Here is a 17,980-nt window from a genome sequence, read left to right on the forward strand (position 1 = left end):
CGAATCCAGCGATGGATTTGGGCTGAAGGCTGGACTTCCTTGCGCGACGCCCAAGAATGGGCAGTGCCTGTACTAGTGGATGCCGACCAGGACGTCATCATCGCCGCAGCAACTGCGGCGGGGAAAACCGAGGCCGCTTTCCTTCCCATACTCACCAATCTACTTAACCACGATGACCCGCCTGGCGCCGTGTTGTATATCAGCCCCCTCAAGGCCTTAATCAATGATCAATGGGAAAGGTTAAGCCGTCTCTGTGAGCAGCTTGAGATCCCTGTAGTGGCCTGGCACGGAGATATTTCTTCGAGCAAAAAACACCGCTTTCTAAAGTCGTCTGAGGGCGTGCTGTTGATCACCCCTGAATCCCTTGAAGCACTGTTCGTAAACCGTGGCTCAAGTCTTGGCGGAGTATTCCAAAATTTGCGCTATATCGTCGTAGACGAGCTGCACGCGTTCATTGGTAGCGAACGAGGCAAGCAGCTTCAGTCTCTGATGCATCGGGTAGAACTTGTCGCCGGGCGTCGCCTCCCTAGAGTTGGGCTGTCAGCGACGCTAGGTGACATGAAGATGGCGTCGGAGTTTCTGCGTCCAGGAGGCTCCGACACGGTGACCGTCATCGAGTCAAAAAACTCAAACCAGACACTCCAGGTGCAAGTCCGCGGCTACATTCAGCCGCCGATGAACGAGCTCCTGAAGAAGCATGTTGAGCTTTCTGATGATGGAGAACATGAAGACGAGAAGGAAAACGAGGCAAGCCCTGACTTTGCGATTGCCGATCACATCTACAAGGTTTTGCGTGGCAGCAATAACCTAATTTTCCCGAACAGCCGGACGCAGGTTGAATGGTACGCAGACCAGCTGCGTCGACGCTGCGAGAAAGATGGTTTGGCCAACGAGTTCTGGCCTCATCACGGCAGCCTTTCAAAGGATCTGCGGGAGCAAGCTGAGCGTGCGCTCAAGGCGGGCAACCAGGCGGCATCGGCGATTTGCACCACGACGCTTGAGCTCGGAATCGACATTGGCAGTATCAAGACAGTAGTTCAGATTGGTGCCCCTCCATCGGTGGCGAGTCTGCGACAGCGTTTAGGGCGTTCGGGCAGACGCCCGGGAGAAAATGCGACACTGCGCGTTTACTGCAAAGAGTCACCACTCACAGATGGATCGAGCCTCTCGGATCAGCTGCGCCAAGGCTTGGTTCAAACCATTGCCATGGTCAGACTGTTAGCCAGAGGATGGTTTGAACCTCCCAGGGCTCAGGGTATTCACGCGTCCACCCTTGTTCAGCAATCCCTTTCCATTATTGCCCAGTGTGGTGGCGCATCTGCAGCAGACCTCTGGAGAGTCTTGATTGCAGAGGGGGCTTTTCCGAATGTCGAGAAGTCAGACTTCATGAGGCTGCTCAAGTCCCTGGGTGAGCATGAACTCATTGTTCAAGACAGTTCGGGGTTATTGCTCCCAGGGATGGTTGGAGAGCGACTGATCAACCACTACGAGTTCTACAGCGCATTCACCAGCGATGAAGAATTCCGCTTGGTGTGTGATGGAAAAGCACTCGGATCAGTCCCCGTAAGCCGCCCGTTGACCAAGGATCAACGCATTATCTTTGGAGGCCGGAGATGGCAGGTGCGTGATGTTGATCTCCAGGCCAAGGTGATTATTGTTTCAGCTTCACGCGGTGGTGCCCCTCCTCAGTTCGATGGTTTGGGCGCTATGGCGCATGATACTGTGCGCGAAGAGATGCGCGCAGTCCTGGCAGACCCGGCCTCTTGCCCGTTTATCGATCGCGGCGCTCAAGCGTTACTCGATGAAGCTCGAAAGACATTTGTCTCATTGGGTCTTGGCGAGCGTTACCTCATCGAGTCGAGCGGAAAATGCTATTTGATCAGTTGGCTAGGTGATTACGCCAATGATGCGCTACGCCTGCTGCTCAATCATGTGGGCCTTTCTTGTGATAACTCGGGCCTTGCTATAGAGATCGACGCGAACATCGATCAGGCAAAAGCCGCACTCAAGGCCGTGGGTAGTTTGGACCCAAGCGATCTCGCTTCGACTCTCGCGGATGTGGAGAACATGCTGCGCGAAAAATGGGATTGGGCGTTGCCAGAGACGTTGCTTGTGAAGTCTTTCGCTTCAATATCACTGGATATCTCGACCGCAGTGTTTTTTGCACAGAAGCAGTCGGCGAGCTGAATTTAATCAAGTCAAACCAAACAACGCGCCGCACCGAGCCATTCAAAATAGCAGCGCCCTCACTCAACTTGAAACCCAATCACTAGGCCTACTATGCCAATAGTCCATTACCTCGCATACGGCTCTAATCTACACCCCTTGCGGCTTGCCGCGCGTGTTCCCTCCGCTCGCGTCGTTGGCGTCGTTGAAATACCTGGCTATATACTGGCGTTTCACAAGCGCAGTATTGATGGCTCAGGTAAGTGCCTTGTCCACACCGAACAGGGAGCTAGCTGTAAGACATATGGCGTCCTCTATGAATTCGATGCGCAAGAGAAAGCGCAGCTTGATGCTGTTGAGGGGAAAAATAAGGGATACCACGAACAGCTTGTTCAGTTTCAGCTGAACGGTGAAACGTATACACCTTATATATACGTCGCTCAATCCACACACATTGATCCGTCACTCGCCCCATACCACTGGTACAAAAATCTCGTGTTGGCCGGCGCGAGATATCACAATTTTCCACCCCAATACATTGCCGCCATTGAAGCAATCCCCTCGAAGGGTGATCCAGATGTAAAACGAGCACAAGAGAATGAAAATCTGCTCCAGCAAATGGGAAAATATAAGCTTTAGCCAACTGAATTTCCCGCAAGTGATGCCTCATGGGAAATTGCACTCCACTTGACCACCCGTTTGCATTCGACTTGACCAGTCGTTTGCATCGGACGTGACCAGGCATTTGCATTGGACTTGACCACCCGCCTAGCGGGTCATGGGAAGGCTACAGCAGTGCTACGGGTGGCACTACCTGGGGCGTGCCATCAATGATGCACATCCATCCCCAAGTCCTGAGCGCCGACGTCTTCTTAAACTCCTCGACCAAATCGCCCGCGATTTCCCCGATGTCTTCCCGCAACTCGAACTGCGGGCGCATTGCGTGCAGAACGTCAATTCCCATATCCCCAGCAAGCAGCTTGCACATCAGCCTGGTCCGAAGCTTCCAAGGCAAGGTTTTTCCGCGTCTTTCCGGATGCTGGTAAACCATAGTGTTTAAATGTGCTGACGCGTGGATGTAGTCAGCGCTGCTCATCCAGATCTGCAAGTGCGCAGGCACGCCAAGAGGTAAGACGTTGAGCACCAGCCAATCGATTAGGCCAATGGCAACACCGCGCGCCTGAAGCTCCATCGCCAGCATAAGAAGTACTTTGTGTAGGGAGTTTGCTGCTTTTATAGCAAGAGATTTTCGACCCAGTTGATCTGCTTCGACCACTATCGCGATCAGCGCTGCGAGGGTATCCAGGCTTGCCCTGCGTTCGAGTTTTTCGAGTAGAACTTGAGTGGTTGGTTCGCGCTGAACACTGTCCCAAATCATGTTGCTGGTGTTGCGGTAAAGCACCAGCTGGACTTCGGTGTTTAGCGTACGGAAGTAACTGTCGAAGTTGATCTTCTGTTGCCGAGAGATCAGCTTCATCAACGTCCATATAGGATGGTTCAGGTCGCGGGAGGATCCAGGTGCTAGCAGTTCCACCCTGCTCAAGGTCTTGGCCTTGGGCGAGATCATTTTCTGTTCGTATCTAGACCACTTGCTTCGGTAATGCCGGATCGTGCCATTCGTGTTTCTTCGAAACGACTCTTTTTCGAAGTACAGCTCAAGGGCATAGGCAGTTTTGAGGCCTGTCCGCTGCCTTAGGCCTTCGAACCAATAGCCCACTGCGAGCATTTCCACAGTGCTGCTCCGGGGGCTGTAATTTTCCGGAATTAGTTCGCGCAAGCTCTCTGCGAACTCCGAATAAATGTTTGCAATTCTCTTAAAATCAGACACTTAAAAATCCCTGATTGATCTTTGTACCGTAAAAAATGTAGAAGTCTTACGGCTGGAGCGCAAGGGGGCGGTTTATTACTATTAACTGTGACCAAACCGGACATTAAGTGCGATGCGCGAGCCCCTTGAAATCCACAATCTGGCATCCGAATTAGAGCTTGATCTCAAAGATCGATATGGCCTGATGGTGGGTGGCAGCGCGCTGTGGAGAGAGTTGGGATACGCGTCCTATGACGCGTTTCGAAAAGCCAAACAGCGGGGGACTATCGAAGTGCCCCTGTTTGAGGTGCCCAATCGTCGGGGCTTCTTTGCCCTGTCCAAAGAAGTCGCATGCTGGATTGCCACGCAGCGCTGCGCACGGCAGCAGGCCATATGAACTAGGCATATGAGGAGTACCGCAATGAGGCCAGGCTAGGAGTTAGCCGGTGGATTTGGAGCACAAAAAAGCCCAGGGGTGGAGCCCTAGGCTTTTTTGATGGTGTTAGGTTTTGAGCCCTATACACCTTCATTCTGTGTTCCCTCGCGTTCGGCGTCAAGCCGACCACCTTCCGTTTGTCTGCAATTTTCACACGGCGCGACTTGTGAGGCATTCACACGCCTGTCGCGAGGAGAACACATGAGGCTGCCAATAGTTACACAGCGCGAGGTGCTACGACTCGCGAGCGACCCCAGGCTGTCGAATAGGGCGATTGGTTTATTAGCCAAAGTGTCCCACAACACTGTTCGCACTATTCGCGATCAGTTGGCCCAGTGCGGGCAAAGCTGGGAAGAGCTGAAGCACCTTGATGACAAAGCGCTCGCGGAGCGTCTGCGGACTCAGCCGAGAACCTCACCTCAAAGGAAAGCCTACCCGTCATGGCCCGCCGTCCACGAACAGCTAAAACTTCCTGACATCACCTTGGAGCTTCTATGGCAAGAGTTTCGTACGAGCGAGCCAGAAGGCGTGTCATATGCTCAGTTCACGCGGCTCTATCGAGAGTGGGTCAATATGCAAAAACTGAGCATGCGACAGATTCACCTCCCCGGAGACAAGTGCTTCGTGGACTTTTGTGGCAGGACAATGCCTGTGACAAACCCGGACACGGGAGCGATCAGCCAAGCCCAAGTATTCGTGGCAACACTAGGCGCCTCGGGCTACATTTTTGCCACCGCGGTGAACAGTCAAACGACCCCAGACTGGCTCAAATGCAACGTTCTGGCCCTGGAGTTCTTCGACGGGGTTCCCCGGTTCGTTGTTCCTGATAATTTGAAGTCAGCAGTGACTAAAAACACGAGAGATGTGGTGACCTTAAATCGTGCCTACGCCGAGTTTTCTGAGCACTACGGATTTCAAATTTACCCCGCCAGACCGCGTAAACCGAAAGACAAGTCGCTAGGTGAAATTGCCGTTCAACTGGTACAGAGGTTCGTTCTCGCAAGGCTGAGAGCGAGCACTTTCTTTTCCCTAGAAGAGCTCAACGAGAAAATCAGCTACTGGGTCGATGAGCTAAACAGTCGAATCACACGGACGTACCCAAAGAGCAGAACCAGCCGCTTCCTTGAGCTTGATTATCCAGCCCTCAAGCCTCTCCCAGAAAAGCGCTACAGCTACAGTCAGTGGGTGTATCAGGTTCGGGTAGGTAGCGATTACCACGTTGCATTTGAGGAGCACAGCTACTCCGTCCCTTATCACTTTGCGAATCTTCTTGTCGATTTGCGCGTGCGAGACGACTGGCTCGAAATCCTTCATCAGCGCCGTGTCATCGGATCGCACAAGCTGAATCGCCAGCGCGGCACTAGCACTCTCAAAGAGCACTTGGCCCCGAATCACAGCCATTTCCAAGACTCCCAGCCGGAAACGCTGATTGTATGGGCTGAGACTATTGGGCCGGAAACGCTCCGTTTCGTGAAGGACAACCTCAACCTGCGGAAAGATTTCGCGACCGGTTTGAAGGCCGTTATTGGCCTGAAACGCGACGTTCGCAAGGGGGCGATCACGCCGTCACGCCTTGAATCCGCGTGCGGCTATGCCAATAGCTTGAACATCCTGAGTTCTGAGCGGCTACGGTCGATCCTTCGGAACGAATCTGACCTGCGTCCTAACTACCAAAGATCCGCCCCCTTGGTCGAACACGCCAACATTCGCGGTGCTGAATACTACGCCTCACAAGGAGATGAGCCGCAATGAAGTCAATCCTAGATACTGCCCAAAACCTCATGACTCTTGGTCTGCACGGGATGGCCGTGGCCTACGAGCGACAGCTTGAAACACCTGCGCTGCTGAAAGAACCATTCGATACAAGGCTTGGTTTAATGATGGACGCCGAAAATAGCGAGCGTGAGAGCAGAAAGGTTGGACGCTTGCTAAAGGCCGCGAGGCTTCGTGAGAATGAAGCCACAATGGACAGCATTGAATTTAAGGCGTCCCGAGGCATAGACCGGAATACTGTCATGTCCCTCGGGGAGTGCGAATGGTTGGCGCGACGTCAGAATGTGATCATCACAGGCGCTACGGGTACTGGCAAAACTTGGCTCGCTTGCGCACTCGGAAACCAGGCCTGCCGCCTTGGACGAGCGACGCTGTACCGCACTGCCACGAAGCTTTTTGAGGAGATCTCACTGTCTTACGCTGACCACACCATTCCCAAGCTGCGTCGGCAATTGATACGCGCAGAATTATTGATCATCGACGATTTGGGCATCGGTGGCATTGACTCCCAACTCGGACCATTCCTCCTGGACGTTATCGATCAGCAGTCACAGAACGGGTCATTGCTGATCACAAGTCAGTACCCTAAAGAAAAATGGTATGACCTGTTCTCTGACCCCACGATTGCCGACGCAATTCTTGACCGTATCGTTCACAAGTCCCACATCATCGAACTGAAGGGCGAATCAATGCGAAGGATCAAAAGTCGCAAACGGGCGTAAGAGCATCCGGCATGCGTCTATGGTGGTCAATACGAATGCAATTGGTCAAGTCGAATGCAAACAGGTGGTCAAGTGCAATGCAACCACCTATTTTTCAATACCTTTCGCCATATCGGAATTCGGCCATTTGCTATGCCCATTTTGGATCGTCGTCCTTTATCCGACACGTTCAGAATGGATCTGGGCCACCCTCAACACCCGTAAAAGTGATTTCAGGGGGTTCCCCCTCCCGCTGCCACCCGAATTGATAAAGCAGCCATTGGTAGGCGCCTTCCTGGCGGTCAGCCACGAGCAAAAGCGTCCATCCGACTCGGAGTAGTAGATTCGCGTTTTCTTCACTACGGGTACTGGTCAATTTAGTCGTCTTGTCGATGCTCATCTAGCAACCTCATGCTGAGACCATTGATGAAAGATAGCCTTGAGCCCGCCTGACCACATCTGAACGGTTCGGGTTACGCTAATTGAGGTGGCGCAAGCAAGGTCCGTCCACTCACTCTCTTCATCCAATAATGACCGCCAGAAATCGGCTAGAAGCGGAGGCTTGCCTGCTGTCGGTTTTGAGGCCTAGAACAGCAGCGAAATGTATGGATGCCGCTAAAACGAGCGCCGCATATTGGATAAGTTCTTCATCAGTGCGCATGCCAGGCCAATGTGAGGCAGCATCGCTATATGGACATGATGATAGCGAAACGATACCGTCGATGGAGGAAAATCATTTAATTTGGAGCATAGATATGGATGTCTTAGATATTAAATTAGAGAATTGCTATGGAATTCAAAAACTTGATGCCAAGTTTGATTTCAAAGGGACTCAGAAAACACCAGATGGCTCAGCCTTCTCGATCTATGCGCCGAACGGCTTCATGAAGACGTCGCTTGCGCGGACATTTCTGGACTTCCAAGAAGGACGTGACAGCCAAGACCTGATTTTCCCGACACGTACAACCATCCGCGCAATCACAGCCGAACCTGCTGCCTCGATCACCCCCGACTCCGTGTTTGTCATCAAACCCTATGTAGAGCGTTATTCCGGCTCTGGAACCTCGACATTACTAGTAAACCCCAAACTGAGGGGAGAATACGAAGAGGCGGTGAGAAATATCGAGTCGACTCAAGAAGACCTGCTGAAGACGTTGAAGAAAGCTTCAGGGTGGCCAGGTAAAGCGTCTCCCGTATCCGAAATAAAAGAAGTCTTCAAATTTACGAATCCGTATGAATTTTTCGCAGAACTAGCAGGTAAACTTGACGGCGATACTAGATTCAATGATTTGTCCTATATAGAAATTTTCAACGACAAAACGATATCTGCGTTTAAGGCCGGCACGCTCCATCAACAGCTTCAAGAGTACATGTCTAAATATCAAGAGTTGGTGGAAGGCTCTCCTCTCCTCAGCAAGAAGTTCAACCATGCCGGAGCCAGTGATGTCTCTAAAAATCTTCAAACAAACGGTTTCTTTGAAGCTAACCACACCCTAAATATTTCTAATGGAGGGGTAAGGACTGAAGTTTCTTCTGCCAAGGAGCTGGAGGGGTTAGTTCAGGCAGAAAAGCAACGCATCTTGGGCGACAAAGAGTTATCTGCGAGGTTCGATGCGGTTGATAAACAGCTGCAAAAAAATGCTGAGCTAAAAAAGTTTAGGGAGTATTTGACACTCCATCCGGAAATACTCCCTGAACTTGGTGATTTTGAAAAATTCAGAAAGAAGCTGTGGTTCAGCTACTTCAACGTAGCTCAATCAGCTATGAAAATTTTCGCCATGGCATATGCTTCAGCAAAGGACGTAATTGCGCACACGGCAAAGCAGGCCCAGGAAGAAAAAACCAAATGGGCTGCCGTTGTCACTCAGTTCAACGAACGGTTTTATGTTCCCTTCAAGCTGGTTGTTCAGAATCAACAAGACGTAATTCTCAAAGGCGAAAGCCCAAAAGTCACCTTTGAATTTCATGATGGCCAAGAAACCTGTGGTGTCGAAGAGGAAAAGCTGCTTCAGGTTCTCAGCCAAGGAGAGAGGCGGGCACTTTACATATTGAATGTCCTTTTCGAAGTACAGGCACGCCGAGAATCGAACCAGACTACCCTGTTTGTCGTTGATGATATCGCGGACTCATTCGACTACAAAAACAAATACGCCATAATTGAGTACTTTAATGAAATTTCCAAGGTCAAGTTTTTTAGACTGCTATTTCTAACTCATAATTTTGACTTTCACCGAACAATTAGCAGCCGTCTCAATATTGCTAGAGAGCGAAGATTCTTTGCGAGAAAAGATCAGCACGCGCTAACATTTGTACCGGAAAAATATCAGAATAATCCATTTATTATTTGGAAGAAGGGACTAGCCAAGAACCCAGCTTTTCTAGTAGCGAGCATTCCTTTTGTGCGAAATCTAGCTGAGTACTGCCACGGGACTACTAGCCAGCACTACCTGAGGCTGACATCCCTTCTACACATAAAAGCAGATAGCAAGGCTCTTACAATAGCGGATCTTGAGTCAACGGTTAAGGCCACGCTATCGGACCAGGCAGCATTATCTCTTCCAAATTCCACATATAGCGCCCTTCAACTAATATACGATCAAGCGGAAGCACTCGCCGCCAATGCTGCGGACGATGTCGAACTAGAATCTAAGGTGATTTTATCCATTGCCATCAGGCTAAAGGCCGAAGAATATATGATTAATAAAATAAATGATGCCGCCTTCGTATCGGCTATCAGCAGGAATCAAACATTCGAGTTGTTCAACAAATTTTCATCAAACCTATCATTCGGTAATGATGAAATCATGGTGCTCTCGCAGGTGAATCTGATGACTCCTGAAAACATCCATCTCAACTCTTTCATGTATGAGCCTATATTGGATATGTCAGCACTTCATCTTTATGATCTGTACGAAAAGATCAAAGCTCTGTCGTGAAAGCTAGCTATAGCTACGGTATGGAGTTTGTTGCTGTGGCGTTCGCTGGATAAATGCACTAACCTGCCCCGCCCAATTTACGTTAGATAACAAGTCGCTTAAATCCGGCATGGTCGGTCATCACATCGAATTTAACCAGCACACCGATTGTGTGATGACTAGCTGCGAGTCCTGGCAACGCAGTTGGCGAAAGGCAGAAAGCGGCCGATAGAGGTGATTGAATCGTGCCTATATAAGACGAGGACAACACACGGTAGCTGAGCCGGGTTTTAAGTAGGGACGTGGTTTCGGCATTATTTCTGTGGGATTCTCCGACCCTAAACGTTTTCACACAGCTTGGACCCATACCAGACGGTCGGGAAGCTGAGACCATGCAAGAGACAGCTCGCAATTTGTGAACGAAGGGCGACGCGCCTGTTCCGCGGAGCTGGCGCTGGCCTAGCGATCAAGGAGAGGGGTAAAAAGGTCTCGAAGGGCGCGGTCGTCAAACTTTTCCCCGTCCCGCTTACTCGATGACGGGATACTCGGAGAGGAGGCGCGACTGCTTCGGTCTTCAATCTCGCCTATGCGATCCTCGATGGCTGAGACGGCGCTATTCAACTTAGCGTCCGGCACACCAAAACGTGGCGCGAACTTTTTCAAGGCATCGATCCGGTCCGATAGCGAGGACTCGCTATCATCCTCGCGAATGCGACTAGTGTTATCCTCGAACTCTTCGAGCACAGCCGTCTGCAAAGCACAGGTAATGCTGTCGGGCAGCCCATTCGCAGCGTCCACTGCATCCACAAGGGTGGAGAGCATGTCACTTGAACTCCACCGTATAGTGTCGGTAAGGGCCTTTTCGATGAGTTCTAGGAATTCGGCTTCATAAATGAACGGCCGGCCATAACCCCTGCCGTCCCGCAGGGAAAAGAACTCGATCAGAGCCTCCCCGTCTGACCATGCACTGAAGCCCTGCTGTGGATTTCGCGCGATCTTGATAATGCTGTCGGCAAACCGCCGGTCGTCAGTGATCTCCCACCAATCCATCAGCATCCGGAGCCGCCTGGAGTTTGCGGCATCATTGTATTCGAGTGAGCGGGCGTCACCGGCTCGGGGACGCCAGTGCGGGCGCTCTTCGATCATCTCGACCATATCAGCGCAGGCTCTGGCGATCTTCGCCTGGTCGGACTCGCTAAGCCCAGACGGATGCACGAAGTCCCAAAGGCTCGACAGCCAGTCGATTGAGCCCGCCGTAGGGACAAGGCGAATAAGGAGATCTGTGTCCAACAGGTAGGTTGAGAGATAGTCTTTGAGCGAAGGATTGAGAAAAGAAACCGTTGGCCCGTCGATGTTGACGACATTGACGAAGCTACCTTCCATAATACGAAGGGCTTCTTCGAAATCTTTAGGACCGTGTGCCAGACCGTAGGCCGTGCTCATCGAGGTATGCAGAATATCGAAAGATGAGCGAAGAGTCGTGATTGAAATCCCGTATTCTGATAGGAAAAACATCGCCATCAGGAGATGCCTGCACCGGTGATCAATGTGCGTTCGGAAAGCGGTGTCCCAAATCTGGCTTGGATTGTTCAGGGCGCCGATAAAGGCAGCGGGATAGTTGGCGGGTTCAATGTCACCAACGCGAAATGCATCGGTCATTGCCTCGATGACACGTGGGTTATAGTTCTTGTGATCAACGATTTCCGGGAGCTTCTTACTCTCTAATAGCGCCAGGATATGCGACTGAGGCGTCTCTGACACGAAAAGATGATTGTAGAGAATCCGCGCTTTGATTCGACGAGTGTAAATGCCAACATCGAGTACGTACTTCGTCACATCGAGGCGCTGATCACCAAGATGTTCAGAGACTCTACGGGCTTCCTCAAATATATAACCCCTCGTTGTCAGAATGAAACGGGCATTCGGTGAGCGACGTATGCGGCTCATGAAGCGCGCAAGGTCAGAATCTTTATGCGCCAATGCTTGTCGATCAAGGGCGACCTTTCCAAGAAAATCATCGAAAAGAAATATTTGCTTTTTGCCGTCGTTAATGGCGGCGAAGCCGTCTTCCAAACTACGGATGGGAATAAGCTCCCACTCCTCGCTTAGAAAGGTATAGCAAAGCATCTCGGCCAGTGTGGTTTTGCCGACTCCCGGCGGCCCGGATATGATGAGAAGCCGATGCTTTTCAAGCGTAGCCAGTGATTCGTCGAAGCTTGGGTTTGATGCGTAGACACGAACCTTTTGTTCGATGTCTTCACGTGTTAGCGCTGCAAAGGTATGGGCCGCCGCATGTACGACCCGCTCCAAAACACCCACGCCCGAGAGCCAGAGTTTGATGTGTGACTTGAGGATGTCTGGGTACTTCCGGAGAAGACCATTGAGGTCCTCCGGACCAAAAATATCTGCCTCAGATTTCAGACTTGGTCCTATGAGTGGAGAGAGCCTACTTTTGCCAAGCGGAGTAAACCTACTGGAGGTCGCGAGGATGTAACGGGTGGGAGCCAGCCTATCGATTGAAGAACGCTCGCGCTTCATGGCCGCCGTTAATTTGCTGAACGGCGAACCTTCATAATGCTTCGCCTGGAGAACAACGTTTCCGCAGGCGTGCGCGTGCCGACCGTCAATACCACCATCTGGGCCTGCGCAGAATGCCTCAAAGCGAAGCCCTTCTTCTTTTCCGATGAGGTCCCGGACGAGATCCTCAAAGTCCGCCGATGAGAGATTTCTGAAGTCATAGCTCATGCTGCATTTTACTCCAATCCGCGCCAAGGTCAGGTCGCTAATACTCGTCTGACAGAAGATCATCCACAGGTACCTTTGCCGTCGAATATAACCGGATGCTATCAGCATGACGCGTGAGTAAGGAGGCGAGGCGGAGTGCCCGGAGGATCGACGATTTCGCGCTGCCATCTGATAGTACAACGATGTTTAAGACAGCAAGCGGTTATTCAACAACGTCAAAACGATTGAATTTCTCTACTGAAAGTCTTAGCCCCGTTACCAGACCCGATCCCTGAAGAGACGGGGAGCGGGGGTAACCCTGAACACTTCTGCGCCAGAGTGGGATCTGAATATCAGACGCCTACTTTTCTGCTGTAAACACGCGCCTAAAGCTTCAGCAGAATCGACCCAATACAGCCAGTGAAAATTGGCGGTGACCGACCAGCATCGGTCGATCGTGAGGTGGAGCCGAGCCCGTTCGGCTACCCCCCAGACGCAACGCTTAAAGCGAATAAACACTTCACCTGTTTACTCGTATATTTTTCCGCAGTACAAAAAATTAGCGAATTGCCGCCAAGGATTGGAGCCTTGAAGCCCCTGATCGACGCCAAAATTACTGGCTTCGGCCCATGCAATAGCTCCGTCTAGGAAGGCTTCTATCGTCCCCTTTTTCCCAGTCACCATTCGATTTGTCTTCCGCCAGGGCGTGGGCAAAAGCCAGAAAGGTATTGGCGTCCTTGACCTGATCCAATTGCTCATGAAGCTCCATGGGTTTCTCCGCTCAAAGTCATAAGTAGCTCGTCGGATTATCCATCGAGCAAATAATGTCCGCTACTGGCCGAGACTGTGTGAAAACGGTTTTCAGTGCGACAGGTACTCAAAACCGGACTGGAAATCGCGCTTCTACGCGAAATCCACATCTGCTGACGTGCCGATAAATTTCAGATTTAACGTAGACGCGCACACTTCAATGTAGGCGAAGCGTTTTTACACACTCTGGGCCGATTACTGCCCGTCACGAACGGCAGAAATCGGCCAAAAGCCGCCGATCGGGTCAGGCGACTTCCGGCCCGCTTACGTCATTCAGAACTGGCTAATTGGCAAAAGTCAGACAATTGAGCGCGTCTATGAAATCAGGGGCGATTCACCCTCAGCCCGAGAGTGCTGAACACGCCCTCCTTGAAGCACTGCGTAATCAAGCACTCTTGTCATCGAAGCCTACGGCCGAGCTCCACACATGATTCGGTCTATGGGGGTAGTGGGTTTTCTAGGATTATGTTTGGTGACTGTCGGCTTTGCCGTCCTCAAAAGCGAGGTGCAAACACGACAACATTCAGGCCCTTGGACGTTCGGGCAGGTTAATGCTCGCTGGACTGTGACTGAGTTTGCGGATCTGGAATGTCCGTACTGCAAGATCTACACACCGGCTCTGAAAGCCTGGGTCCAGCAGCAGAAGAACGTAAACCTTCAGTGGCATCACCTTCCACTGGACTTCCACGGTTCGACCGCGATTTATGAAGCTAAAATGGTTGAATGCGCGGGAGAGTTAGGCGGCGCGCCGGCTTTCTGGCAAGCCGTCGACCAGGTCTTTGAACGAACTCGTAGCAACGGCCTTGGCTTCAATGGTCAGTTGGACATCTACGACGTTGGTCACCAGGCACTGATGGCCTGTGCTGCAAATAACAAACAGATTTCTCTGCGCATTACCCGACAGGCAGAAGAAGCCCTAAAGTCTGGGGTCACAGCGACACCCACCGTGCTGATTAGAGACAATAAAACCGGAAGGTCTCTTAAACTGGAAGGGCCTGCCAATGATGTGATGTTGCTGTCGGCAATTGACTTGTTGATTGAGAAAGGTAACTAGCTCTGCACCATATTTTCACTATGTGCACACGCGGCCAGCAACCGCCACTCATGTGCGAAAGGTGAAATGTTGGTTGTGTCTAGCCCAGCCGATTTAAACGACCGCCCACGCCGGCGTGTAGAGTAGAGCGAGCCAACCTGCAGCAGCCAGGTATGGACCAAAAGGAATGAGCGCTGTCCGCTCTATTTTGCCAAACGCAAGGAGCGTGCTTCCCACCACAGCAAATACCAGTGACGATAGCACCAACGTCACTGGCAAGATCTGCCAGCCACCCCAGGCGCCGAGCATGGCCAACAACTTCAGATCGCCCTGGCCAATACCGTAATCGCCAGTGATCAACCTGGAAAGGACACGTATGGACCAAAGCACCAGGTAGCCACCCACGACTCCCCACAGGGCATGGACAGGGTTGTAAACAGCTCGAAGCTGTTGACGATCAAGCCCAGCCACAGCAGCGGCCAAACCAGCACGTCCGGCAGCAACTGGTGATCGAGGTCAATCAAGCTCAGGGCCAGCAAGCCACCGGCCAACACCAACGCGGCCAAGCCGCTTGGCCCAACACCGTAGTACAGCGCTGCCCAGCTTGAAAACCCTCCCATGACCAATAGCGTCATACTAAATCGAACGTTAATTTGATCAGGCAGTAATGACAGGGACGAACGCGGACGGTGCTCAGTAGGCGATTCTTGCCCCAGCATCTGGGCGGCGTCCAATCGCCATTGTCTTTCCAGGAAAGCAGGAATACTGACAACCAAAGCGCTGACGGGTAATCCGGCCAAAAGACCAACCGTGAAAAGAGCTATCGGTAGTGTGTGGTGCACCTAATTTTCCTAAGCCTTCGTAGCGCTTTGTTTCACGCCCGAATGGACCAGTTGCGCTGCTTTAGACCAAAGTGAGTCAGCCTCCCTTACCCACTCACGTACGTTGTATTGACCGCCCCCAGCCCCGTGAGAAAACTCCCACACAGTGACATGCGGAGAAGTGCCAAATGCTGCTCCAGCGTCAACGGATGGATGTAGGTCGTCGTACGGGGATTCAATACCGTAGCAATGACTCAAAGATGGGTGATCACCAAACGCTTCGATACTTGAGAAAGGCAGAACAGCAACCAAAAGCGTGTAAGTTACATAGTATTCACTATGCCCGCAAGAAAATTCCACTCGAAAATCAGGAGCCCAATTCCCAACTGACGCTGGGTTTGTATGCCAAGTCCAACCAGCAAGGTCAAAGAAGGCCGCCCACTGAGCTTCTAGAGGTGTTTTAAAATCCAAACCGTCGTAAATCGCTGTCATTTTGGAAAACCTCGATTTCGCGGGTGCGTAATTGCGCCCTGGTACTGAGTAATGCCCAGTCAAGTGCCTTGGTGTGCAGCGGACGCTGTCCTACCTATTGTCGGTCACACCAGCCGCGATCAGTAAGTTCGCGTCAGTTAAACTGATCACTGCCTTCGCCGCTCCCAAGCAAAATACGGGGCCGTTTGGGTGTCCACCCTCTATCCTTGCATCCGAAAAGCTTTCAGGGCAGAACGACACTTCGTCGATCTTGATCGATCCCCGCGCTCTTGTAGATCGTTACTGTGCTTACCATAAATACCTCTTTTTCATATCAACTTCGGCTTGCATGGGGGTTTCTGTTTAGAGCCGGCCAGCGGCTCACTTTGCTGTATTTCACGTTTCACTCCTTGAACTCAGGCATACGAACCGTATGCATCTACTGTAGCGCGTTGCTGGGCGGCAGATCCGCCGCGCGTTCCTGGTTTCGCTGTTTAAACTTGACGGCTTCGATCCGGGTTTTTCGTACCAGATGCAGCAGTTGGAACACCTTGGCGTCGGGGTCTGCCTCACCAGCCGAAGTTGTCTCAAGCAGGGTTTGCAGATCTTGCAGTTGGTCCAAGGTGACGGCCAGTTGGTAAAGCGGTTCGGTAATTGGTCGAATCACCAAAGCGGCCCTTATCCTTCGGCACGTCGCGCCAAGGCGCGCTGCATGTAGTCAATAGCCTTTTCGAGCGCAACAACGGCCCAATCCGGACAAGGGGTGGCGCTAGGCTTTTCGGGGTCGTTTACCCATGATCGTACGATACGAGCTGCGCATGGCCGTCCGGTGAGGGCCGCAACTAGTTCAGCGCTTTTGGCCTGGGTGATACCGTAGGCATCCAGCAGTTGCAGACAGGGTAGTAGCTGCCTTGGCGCAGTTTGGGAATCTTCAAATCAACCTCCCCGACACGGGTTTGCCACAGGCGGTCGCGGTAACCGTTGCGACTGTTGGTACAATCAGGGTTTTTAACATCGAAGCCAGCGCCGCAAAGGCTTTCAACATCGAAATCCATCATCCGCTGGGCGACGAACTGGATCATTTGCTTGAGCAGATCAGCGTCTGCACCTTTCTCAACCAACTCGGTCAATGCGATGGTGGGCTTGGTCATCGTGGTTTCTCTGGTGAGTGTTTGGTCTTCGCAAACTCAACGTAAGCCAAGAACCACGATGACCATCCTCTTTCGCCCTCAGGGCGCCTTCGGTTGGTTCAGTTACACCACTCCCCGGGACACGATCACCAGTTCTGTCAGATACGCAGCAGTTCCGCGGGATCTGGTTAGCAGCCAATGCTCTATCAGCTACGTGGAATGCCTCATACGCAGATTTTCTAACACCAGAATGGGTAATACAACCAAAGCAACACCAATAAGCTGCGACTCGTTCAAGCGTTCACTCAAAAAAATCATGCCAAGCAAAACTGCCGTGATTGGGGAGGACAGCTCTAACACAGATGCATAGCTTGCCGATACGTGTTTCAGGCCCTTATAAAAAGCCCATGTGGGAACGGTGACTGTGACAAACGTTAGGATGAATACTGTAGGGAGGAAAGGTGTCCGATAGGGCCACTGCGCGACAGTTGAACTATAACTCGAGAAATCAACTAGTGGTATTAGCAGCGACGAGCCTATAAAATACCTGAAGAAGGTCATTTGAGCAGCTGAAGGCGAGGCATCCATGATAGTTAGACGCCTCCCGATAACGCCACTAAAAGCCCACCCAAGCGCACTAGCTAACGCTGCCAGCAGACCAATGATAGTCATGTGCGCAGTCTCAAAGATTTTCATCGGCTCTGGCACCGCCACCAAGAACGCACCCAAAATGCTTACAACTGATAAGAGTATCTCCGTCCGCGTAAGGCGCTCTTTAAGGAAAACATAAGCACATATAATGACAAATACGGGCTGCAACTTTCCGACGACGCTCGCAACCGAGAGGCTCAGGTGGTCTATCGCAATATAGAGCATGCTCGTCCCAATTGAGTTTCCGAAAAAGGCCATAGCTATGAGAAGATATGGGGCTTCACGAAAGCTGTTCCACAATTCAGATGGCCTGAACCAAACAGAAACTAGGCTTATACATACAAAGGCCGAGTTAATCACGTTAAGAAACAGTGGATCGACATACAGCAGAAGATATTTTTTCGTAAACGCTGAAAATCCCCAAAGAATTCCAGACAATATTATTAGGATCGGCCCCCACGAACTGTTCATCGGCATCCTTCTTTTCATTGGCTGGGTATGTGCCTCCCTGATTGAAGGCACATAGTATGGTAATCGTCCGG

13 protein-coding genes and 2 pseudogenes are annotated in these 17,980 nt (G+C 51.5%); 7 read left to right on the top strand and 8 right to left on the bottom strand.

Annotated features, from left to right (window positions below):
• The first annotated feature begins 15 nt into the window (after positions 1-15).
• The gene (locus NHU87_RS09275; protein ID WP_253548055.1) at positions 16-2,187 is read left to right on the top strand and encodes a DEAD/DEAH box helicase; all 2,172 of its coding nucleotides are present in this window, start codon (positions 16-18) and stop codon (positions 2,185-2,187) included.
• Positions 2,188-2,280: 93 nt separating this feature from the next.
• Complete coding sequence (locus tag NHU87_RS09280) at positions 2,281-2,805, top strand: gamma-glutamylcyclotransferase family protein (RefSeq protein WP_253547666.1); 525 nt, start codon at positions 2,281-2,283, stop codon at positions 2,803-2,805.
• 148 nt (positions 2,806-2,953) lie between these two features.
• On the opposite strand, the gene NHU87_RS09285 is transcribed toward NHU87_RS09280, so the two are convergent.
• Positions 2,954-3,994, bottom strand: coding sequence for a hypothetical protein (locus tag NHU87_RS09285; protein WP_151264091.1), 1,041 nt, complete (start codon positions 3,992-3,994; stop codon positions 2,954-2,956).
• A gap of 112 nt (positions 3,995-4,106) precedes the next feature.
• Here NHU87_RS09285 and NHU87_RS09290 point away from each other — a divergent pair, with 112 nt between their 5' ends.
• The 4 genes from NHU87_RS09290 (at position 4,107) to NHU87_RS09305 (ending at position 9,819) form a co-directional block, all read left to right on the top strand.
• Positions 4,107-4,370 (top strand): hypothetical protein, encoded by a 264-nt coding sequence (locus NHU87_RS09290; protein WP_076965362.1) that lies wholly within the window; start codon positions 4,107-4,109, stop codon positions 4,368-4,370.
• A gap of 240 nt (positions 4,371-4,610) precedes the next feature.
• Positions 4,611-6,161, top strand: coding sequence for an IS21 family transposase (istA, locus tag NHU87_RS09295; RefSeq protein ID WP_253547668.1), 1,551 nt, complete (start codon positions 4,611-4,613; stop codon positions 6,159-6,161).
• Positions 6,158-6,904, top strand: a complete 747-nt coding sequence (istB, locus tag NHU87_RS09300) for an IS21-like element helper ATPase IstB (protein WP_069556791.1) — start codon at positions 6,158-6,160, stop codon at positions 6,902-6,904. Before istA ends, istB begins: the two co-directional genes overlap by 4 nt.
• A gap of 584 nt (positions 6,905-7,488) precedes the next feature.
• On the top strand, positions 7,489-9,819 hold the full coding sequence (locus NHU87_RS09305) for a hypothetical protein (protein WP_253547670.1): 2,331 nt from the start codon (positions 7,489-7,491) through the stop codon (positions 9,817-9,819).
• A gap of 438 nt (positions 9,820-10,257) precedes the next feature.
• Here the strand turns inward: NHU87_RS09305 and NHU87_RS09310 are convergent, their stop codons facing one another.
• Entirely contained in the window at positions 10,258-12,543 is a 2,286-nt protein-coding gene (locus NHU87_RS09310; protein ID WP_253547672.1) for a restriction endonuclease, read from the bottom strand.
• Between the two features lie 592 nt (positions 12,544-13,135).
• The gene (locus NHU87_RS09315) at positions 13,136-13,291 is read right to left on the bottom strand and encodes a hypothetical protein (protein WP_253547674.1); all 156 of its coding nucleotides are present in this window, start codon (positions 13,289-13,291) and stop codon (positions 13,136-13,138) included.
• A gap of 513 nt (positions 13,292-13,804) precedes the next feature.
• Between NHU87_RS09315 and NHU87_RS09320 the strand changes: the two genes are divergently transcribed.
• Positions 13,805-14,386 carry a DsbA family protein gene (locus tag NHU87_RS09320; RefSeq protein WP_253547676.1) on the top strand — a complete coding sequence of 194 codons (582 nt, stop codon included), beginning with the start codon at positions 13,805-13,807 and terminating at the stop codon, positions 14,384-14,386.
• 93 nt (positions 14,387-14,479) lie between these two features.
• On the opposite strand, the pseudogene NHU87_RS09325 reads toward NHU87_RS09320, so the two are convergent.
• From NHU87_RS09325 to NHU87_RS09345, 5 genes and pseudogenes are all read right to left on the bottom strand, one after another.
• Positions 14,480-15,207, bottom strand: a pseudogene (locus NHU87_RS09325) (prepilin peptidase).
• A 9-nt stretch (positions 15,208-15,216) separates the two neighbouring features.
• Entirely contained in the window at positions 15,217-15,678 is a 462-nt protein-coding gene (locus NHU87_RS09330; RefSeq protein WP_103495691.1) for a hypothetical protein, read from the bottom strand.
• 418 nt (positions 15,679-16,096) lie between these two features.
• Positions 16,097-16,324, bottom strand: coding sequence for a hypothetical protein (locus tag NHU87_RS09335; protein WP_253547678.1), 228 nt, complete (start codon positions 16,322-16,324; stop codon positions 16,097-16,099).
• Positions 16,325-16,517: 193 nt separating this feature from the next.
• A pseudogene (locus NHU87_RS09340) lies at positions 16,518-16,808 on the bottom strand (transposase); the annotation flags it as partial.
• A 189-nt stretch (positions 16,809-16,997) separates the two neighbouring features.
• The gene (locus NHU87_RS09345) at positions 16,998-17,909 is read right to left on the bottom strand and encodes a DMT family transporter (RefSeq protein WP_177145407.1); all 912 of its coding nucleotides are present in this window, start codon (positions 17,907-17,909) and stop codon (positions 16,998-17,000) included.
• Positions 17,910-17,980 lie beyond the last annotated feature (71 nt).

This window comes from Pseudomonas mandelii (assembly GCF_024138395.1).
In the GTDB taxonomy this organism is placed as follows: Bacteria; Pseudomonadota; Gammaproteobacteria; order Pseudomonadales; family Pseudomonadaceae; genus Aquipseudomonas; species Aquipseudomonas mandelii_E.